The following is a 6,894-nucleotide window of genomic DNA, read 5'->3' as shown; positions in this document are numbered from 1 at the left end:
CTCTTACGTTCGCCCGGCAATATCAAGCCGGTGCAATAGTCACGCAGCGGCCTCATCCGCACTGCCTGACCGATCACACTTCCAAGCCCAGCTACATAGGCCGCAAACCGTGCCCCGCTGCTTTCACCCTGATTGAGATCCATCTGGCCCTCCGCATGCCAAATATTGAATCTCCTCAAATATTTGATTCTCCGCCCACCGCGGCCGCGACCGAATGACTCAGTAAGACTAACCCACCCTACGATTTCCTGTTTGAAATCAACCGCCGTTCTACTGTGCATGGGGTTGTTTTCGCGAAGCTGCGTTCGCAATGACGACGCAGGGATAAACGGGACGTCCACTTGCGCCAAGCCGCTGCCCTCTCGCCCGACGGAATATTTCCGCGCTTGCCAATCAGGCCACTGCGGTTCAGAAAAAAGAGCCAAGAAGAAACGCGAGCGGAGACCTCTGTTTTGACCATCAAGGGCAAGGCCTACATTGCCGGGATCTATGAACACCCGACCCGGCATGCGCCGGACAAATCAACCGCCCAGCTGCACGCCGAGGTCGCGAAGGGTGCGATCGAGGATGCCGGGCTCTCCAAGGACGACGTCGACGGCTATTTCTGCGCGGGTGACGCGCCCGGCGGTGCCTGGCCGATGGTCGACTATCTCGGCCTGAACACCAAAAAACTTCGCCACGTCGATTCCACCGAGACCGGCGGCTGCTCCTACATCATCCATCTCGGCCATGCGGCTGAGGCGATCGCGGCGGGCAAGTGCTCGATCGCGCTGATCACGCTCGCCGGCAAGCCGCGCACCGGGGCGATGCCGCCGCGCGCGGCCGGCGCCGAGGTCGATTTCGAGTCCGCTTACGGCGCGACCACGCACAATGCCTATGGCATGTGTGCCATGCGCCACATGCACGACTATGGCACCACGAGTGAGCAGCTCGCCTGGATCAAGGTCGCGGCCTCGCATCACGCGCAATACAATCCACATGCGATGCTCAAGGACGTCGTCACCGTCGAGGACGTCTTGAACTCGCCGATGATCTCCGATCCCCTGCATCGCATGGATTGCTGCGTCGTCTCCGACGGCGGCGGCGCGCTGATCGTGACGACGCCCGAGATCGCCAAGAGCCTGAAGAAGCCGCTGGTCAAGCTGATCGGCCATGGTGAGGCGATGAAGGGCCCGCGCGGTGGCAAGGATCTCGACCTCACTTATTCGGCCGGCATCTGGTCCGGTCCGCGCGCGTTCGAGGAAGCCGGCATCACGCCGAAGGACATCAAATACGCCTCGATCTATGACAGCTTCACCATCACCGTGCTGATGCAGCTTGAGGACCTCGGCTTCTGCAAGAAGGGCGAGGGCGGCAAGTTCGTCGCTGACGGCAATTTGATCTCGGGTGTCGGCAAGCTGCCGTTCAACACCGATGGCGGCGGCCTCTGCAGCAATCATCCCGTCAACCGCGGCGGCATGACCAAGATCATCGAGGCCGTCAGGCAGTTGCGCGGCGAGGCGCATCCGAAGGTGCAGGTCAGGAATTGCGATCTCGCCATCGCCCATGGCACCGGCGGCCTTTTGGGCGTTCGCCACGCCGCCTCGACGGCCATTCTGGAGCGCGTGTGATGAGTGAAGCCAAGAAATATCCGGCCCCGGTCACGAACCCCGAGACCGCAGCGTTCTGGGACGCGGCGAAGGACGGCAAGTTCATGATCAAGCGCTGCACGGCGTGCGGCGAAGCGCATTACTTCCCGCGCTCGATCTGTCCGTTCTGCTACTCCGACAAGACGGTGTGGGAAGAAGCGTCGGGGGAGGGCACGATCTACACCTGGAGCCTGATGCGGAAGTCGCCGACCGGTCCTTATGCCATCGGCTACGTCACGCTGAAGGAAGGCCCGTCGGTGCAGACCAATTTCGTCGACTGCGATCTTGAGAAGCTGAAGATCGGCCAGAAGGTGAAAGTAGTGTTCAAGCCGACTGACGGCGCACCGCTGCCGTTCTTCACGCCGGCGTAGGACAGTCCTCATCCTGAGGAGCTTGCGAAGCAAGTGTCTCGAAGGATGGCCACGACAAGAAAGCGTTTCGGGCATCCTCATGGTTCGAGACGGCGCAAGAGCGCCTCCTCACCATGAGGATGAGAGCCACCGGGAGGAAACAAACAAAATGTCCGCCAGATACGAAGAACTCAAAGGCCTGAAAAACATCGGCCAGAAATATGCCTACGGCGATCGCGAGGTGATGCTCTATGCGTATGGCATCGGCCTCGGCGCTGATCCCATGGACGAGAACGAGCTCGCTTTCGTCAACGAAGGTACGCTCACGCCGCGGCCGCTCAAGGTGGTGCCGACCTTTGCCTCCGTCGCCGCTTGGGGTTCGGGCCCGGGCGAGATGAACCTCAACCGCGTCATGGTGGTCGATGGCGAGCGCGACATCACCTTCCACCAGCCGCTGCCGGTCGCTGCGAACATCACGGCCGACTCCTCCGTGGTCGAGGCCTACGACAAGGGCAAGGACAAGGGCGTTGTGATCAGCCACCAGACGGTGCTGAAGAACGAGAAGGGCGAGAAGCTCGCGACACTCGTCGCCTCGCGCTTCGCCCGTGGCGATGGCGGCTTTGGCGGGCCGAACCTGGCTCAGCCCGATCCGCACAAGATTCCGTCGCGCACGCCCGACAAGACCATCGACATCGTCACGCGTCCGGACCAGGCGCTGGTCTATCGCCTCTGTGGCGACCGCAACCCGCTGCACAGCGATCCCGAGTTTGCGAAGAAGGCCGGCTTCCCGCGTCCGATCCTGCATGGCATGTGCACCTACGGCATCACCTGCCGCGGCGTGCTCCAAACCTATGCCGACTACGACGCCAGCGCGTTCCGCCAGCACGTCGCGCGGTTCTCCTCGCCGGTCTATCCCGGCGAGACCGTGACCATGGACCTCTGGAAGGACGGCAACACGATCTCGTTCGAAGCCAAGGTGAACTCGCGCGGCGTCACCGTGATCAAGAACGGAAAGACGGTGCTGGGTTAGGGACGGTTTCGAAACAACAAAAACAAGGGAGAAGCCACCATGGGACTACTCGACGGCAAGGTTGCGCTGATCACCGGCGCGGGCGGGGGGCTCGGTGAGGCCTACGCAAAACTGTTTGCGCGGGAAGGGGCCTCGGTCGTCGTCAACGATCTCGGCGGTCCCCGTGACGGCTCCGGCGCCGACACATCGATGGCGCAGCTTGTGGTGGACGCAATCAAGGCCGAGGGCGGCAAGGCGGTCGCCAACGGTGCCGACATCTCGACCATGGAGGGCGGTCAGTCGGTGTTCGACGACGCCATCAAGCACTTTGGCCGCGCCGACATCCTGGTCAACAATGCCGGCATCCTCCGCGACCAGACCTTCGCCAAGGCCACTGAGTCCGATTGGGACAAGGTCATCAAGGTGCATCTGAAGGGCACCTTTTGTTGCACCATGCCGGTGTTTCGCTGGATGCGGGAAAACGGTGGCGGCGTCATCGTCAACACCTCGTCGACCTCGGGCCTGATCGGCAATTTCGGCCAGACCAATTACGGCGCGGCCAAGGGCGGCATCTGGGGCCTGTCCAACGTGCTGGCGATCGAGGGCCGGAAGTACAACATCCGGATCTGGACGCTGGCCCCGGGGGCCCTGACCCGCATGACCGCAGACCTGCCCCGCTATAAGGAGAACCCCTTGGCGGCGCTGGGGCCGGACGGCATCGCGCCGGCCGTGCTATACATGGTGAGCGATCTGTCGGGCGACCAGACCGGCAAGGTGCTGGGCGTGTCCGGGCCCCGCGGCGTGCGCGAAATGCGGATGATGGAAATGGAAGGCTGGAAACCGCCCCACACGGGCTGGAACGCTCGGGACATCGCCGATCATGCCAAGGAGATCTTCTTCTCCGAGGAGCAGATCAAGATGGGCGCGCGACGGTTTTAGGCCATGGTCGTCCCGGGGCGATGCGAAGCATCGAACTATGGTACGCAATTGCGCACCTGAGAACCTCGAGATTCCGGGTTCGCGCTGCGCCCCGGAATGACGGAGAAAGAGAGAGACTGATGAAACTGACCGCCGACGCCAAGGGTACCTTCGCAATCGCGCCGACGCCGTTCCACGATGACGGAAGGATTGACGAGCGCTCGATCGACCGCCTGACCGATTTCTACGAGGAGGTCGGCTGCGACGGCGTCACGGTGCTGGGCATCCTTGGTGAGGCGCCGAAGTTAGATGCCGCCGAGGCCGAGCAGGTCGCGGTGCGCTTCGTCAAGCGCGCCAAGAAAATGCAGGTGATCGTCGGCGTTTCCGCGCCGGGCTTTGCCACCATGCGCTCGCTGGCGAAGGCCTCGATGGACGCAGGCGCGGCCGGCGTGATGATCGCGCCGCCGCCCTCGCTTCGCACCGACGACCAGATTGTCGGTTATTACAAGCAGGCTGCCGAAGCGATCGGCCCCGACGTGCCCTGGGTGCTGCAGGACTATCCGCTGACGCTCTCGGTGATCTTCACCCCGGCCGTGATCCGCAAGATCGTCATGGACAATGCGAACTGCGTGATGCTCAAGCACGAAGACTGGCCGGGCCTGGAAAAGATCTCGACGTTGCGCAACTTTCAGAGAGACGGCTCGCTCCGTCCGCTCTCGATCCTCTGCGGCAATGGCGGCATGTTCCTCGACTTCGAGATGGAGCGGGGCGCCGACGGGGCCATGACCGGTTATGCCTTCCCCGAGCTTCTGATCGACGTCGTGAACCTCTCCAAAGCTGGCAAGCGCGATGCCGCGCATGATCTGTTCGATGCGCATCTGCCGCTGATCCGCTACGAGCAGCAGCCGGGCGCGGGCCTTGCGGTGCGCAAGCACGTGCTGCAGAAGCGCGGCATCATCGCCTCCAGCGCCCAGCGCAAGCCCGGCGCGACCATCACGCCAGCGGCGAAGGCGGAGGTCGACTACCTGCTGTCGCGCGTCGCTCGCGTCGACAAGCGCGCCAATCTCGGCCCGCAATCCAGCGCCGCAGGTTAGTTGAATGCCCGAGACATCAGCATCGCGTCCCGCGTCGACGATCCTCCTGCTGCGCGACGGCGCAGCAAAGGTCGACGGCAAGGGCCGCGACGAAGTCGAAGTCTTCATGATGGTCCGCCATCATCAGATCGAATTCAACTCGGGCGCGCTGGTGTTTCCCGGCGGCAGCGTCGATGCCGGCGATCAGGAGATCGTCAAGCGGTCCGACCTGTATTCGGGCGGCGAGGGGCTTAGCGAAGCGGACCGCGGTTTTCGGATCGCCGCGATCCGCGAGACGTTTGAGGAAAGCGGCATCCTGCTGGCGCGGTCAAAGGGCTCGAATACGCCAGTTGATGCCAGGCGCGCCGGCGAGATCGCCGATGCGCATCGCGTCGCGCTCAACGAGCACAAAATCAGCTTCCTGAGCATTTTGGCCAACAACGGCCTCCAGCTCGCGCTCGACACGCTCGTGCCCTACGCGCACTGGATCACGCCGGAGGGCATGCCAAAACGCTTCGACACCTGGTTCTTCGTGGCGGCCGCACCGCCCGACCAACTCGGCGCGCACGACGGCCGCGAGTCCACTGATTCGATCTGGGTCTCGCCGCGCGAGGCGGTGGAGGGCGGCGAGAGTGGCCGCTTCAAGCTGCCGTTCCCAACCACGCGCAATCTGATCCGGCTTGCGAAGCAGCCGAATGTGAACGCCGCGCTGGAGCATGCGCGCGGCATGTCCGTCGTCACCGTCATGCCGGTCATGACAAAAACCGAAACCGGCCGCCAGCTCCGCATTCCCCGTGAAGCGGGCTATGACGGTGAGGTGTTCGAGGTCGGCGCGGTCGGCTAGGACACTTCGACATCCAGCGAAGTATTGGCGACTGCGGATGCGCTAGGTTCTGTCCATCGCGAATGGACGGGATGGATGCGATGGACGACCGGCAGGACACCAACATCGCCGTCGAGCTGGCGCTGCTGGTTGCGCTCGCAACGCTCTGGGGTGGCTCCTACACCTTCATCAAGCTCGGCGTAGCCACCATCCCGCCGGTCACGCTGATCGCGGTCCGCACGACCGTTGCGGGCGTTCTGCTGCTGGTCGTCATGCGGGCGAGGGGAATCAAGATGCCCACGGATGGGCCGACCTGGCGGCGCTTCGCCTTCCAGGCCGTGCTCAACAGCGTGATCCCCTGGACCCTGATCGCCTGGGGCGAGCGCCATGTCGATGCAGCGCTTGCCACCATCCTCAACTCGGCCGGGCCGATATTCACCTTCCTGCTCACGGCCGTCGTCACTCGCCACGAGGCGACGACTCCGCGAAAACTGTTCGGCGTGGTGGCCGGTATGGCCGGCATCCTGCTGATCGTCGGCGTCGATGCGTTCCACGACATCGGCAGCGGCCTCGTCGCGGAAGCCGCGATCGTTGCCGCCACCATCTGCTACGCCTGTGCCGCCATCTTCGGCCGGGGCTTCAAGGGCCTCGACCCGATGGCGCCGGCTGCCGGCTCGCTGCTGGCGGGCGCGGCCGTGCTGATCCCGGCCTCGCTCGTGCTCGAGCGGCCCTGGGCGCTGTCGCCCTCGCTGAGCTCGGTCCTGGCGCTGCTCGCGCTCGCGGTGTTCTCGACCGCGGTCGCGTTCGCGATCTATTTCCGCCTGATCCAGACCCTCGGCTCGGTCGGCACCACCGCCCAGGCCTATCTCCGCGTCCCCATCGGGGTCACCATCAGCGTCGCCTTCCTGGGGGAAACCTTGAGCCGGACCGCCTGGATTGGCCTGGCCTGCGTCGTCCTCGGCGTTGCCGCCATGACGATCCCGGCCCGGTGGCCGGCCGTCGCTAAACTATCATGAAAAACAGCCCATTCCGGCCGGCGGCGGCATGTTCCCCCGGAGGGGCGATACAGCGTATATTGGAAAGGTATGGAGTC

General features: G+C 63.9%; 7 protein-coding genes. All 7 read left to right on the top strand.

Annotated features, from left to right (window positions below; genetic code table 11):
- The first annotated feature begins 452 nt into the window (after positions 1–452).
- The 7 genes from YUA_RS0139025 to YUA_RS0138995 all read left to right on the top strand — a co-directional run bounded on the left by YUA_RS0139025 (position 453) and on the right by YUA_RS0138995 (position 6,817).
- A complete protein-coding gene (locus tag YUA_RS0139025; protein WP_027535499.1) occupies positions 453–1,610 on the top strand; it encodes a thiolase domain-containing protein in 1,158 nt (385 codons plus the stop codon).
- Positions 1,610–1,999, top strand: coding sequence for a Zn-ribbon domain-containing OB-fold protein (locus YUA_RS0139020; RefSeq protein WP_027535498.1), 390 nt, complete (start codon positions 1,610–1,612; stop codon positions 1,997–1,999). Before YUA_RS0139025 ends, YUA_RS0139020 begins: the two co-directional genes overlap by 1 nt.
- 148 nt (positions 2,000–2,147) lie before the next feature.
- Positions 2,148–3,008 (top strand): MaoC family dehydratase, encoded by an 861-nt coding sequence (locus tag YUA_RS0139015; RefSeq protein ID WP_027535497.1) that lies wholly within the window; start codon positions 2,148–2,150, stop codon positions 3,006–3,008.
- A 39-nt stretch (positions 3,009–3,047) separates the two neighbouring features.
- The gene (locus YUA_RS0139010; RefSeq protein WP_027535496.1) at positions 3,048–3,926 is read left to right on the top strand and encodes an SDR family oxidoreductase; all 879 of its coding nucleotides are present in this window, start codon (positions 3,048–3,050) and stop codon (positions 3,924–3,926) included.
- A gap of 119 nt (positions 3,927–4,045) precedes the next feature.
- Positions 4,046–4,999: a dihydrodipicolinate synthase family protein gene (locus tag YUA_RS0139005; RefSeq protein ID WP_027535495.1), complete on the top strand. Its 954-nt coding sequence runs from the start codon at positions 4,046–4,048 to the stop codon at positions 4,997–4,999.
- A gap of 4 nt (positions 5,000–5,003) precedes the next feature.
- Positions 5,004–5,822 (top strand): NUDIX hydrolase, encoded by an 819-nt coding sequence (locus YUA_RS0139000; RefSeq protein ID WP_027535494.1) that lies wholly within the window; start codon positions 5,004–5,006, stop codon positions 5,820–5,822.
- Positions 5,823–5,902: 80 nt separating this feature from the next.
- On the top strand, positions 5,903–6,817 hold the full coding sequence (locus tag YUA_RS0138995; protein ID WP_027535493.1) for a DMT family transporter: 915 nt from the start codon (positions 5,903–5,905) through the stop codon (positions 6,815–6,817).
- The last annotated feature ends 77 nt before the right edge of the window (positions 6,818–6,894 follow it).

The sequence above is a fragment of the Bradyrhizobium sp. WSM3983 genome (assembly GCF_000473045.1).
In the GTDB taxonomy this organism is placed as follows: domain Bacteria; phylum Pseudomonadota; class Alphaproteobacteria; order Rhizobiales; family Xanthobacteraceae; genus Bradyrhizobium.
Note: the sequence above shows the minus strand (reverse complement) of the source record. Positions and strands in the feature narration are given on the sequence as shown.

Bases quoted from the DNA above. Each gene is read 5' to 3' on its own strand.
- YUA_RS0139000 (WP_027535494.1), top strand. From the start codon at position 5,004: ATGCCCGAGACATCAGCATCGCGTCCCGCGTCGACGATCCTCCTGCTG.
- YUA_RS0139005 (WP_027535495.1), top strand. From the start codon at position 4,046: ATGAAACTGACCGCCGACGCCAAGGGTACCTTCGCAATCGCGCCGACG.
- YUA_RS0138995 (WP_027535493.1), top strand. From the start codon at position 5,903: ATGGACGACCGGCAGGACACCAACATCGCCGTCGAGCTGGCGCTGCTG.
- YUA_RS0139015 (WP_027535497.1), top strand. From the start codon at position 2,148: ATGTCCGCCAGATACGAAGAACTCAAAGGCCTGAAAAACATCGGCCAG.
- YUA_RS0139010 (WP_027535496.1), top strand. From the start codon at position 3,048: ATGGGACTACTCGACGGCAAGGTTGCGCTGATCACCGGCGCGGGCGGG.
- YUA_RS0139020 (WP_027535498.1), top strand. From the start codon at position 1,610: ATGAGTGAAGCCAAGAAATATCCGGCCCCGGTCACGAACCCCGAGACC.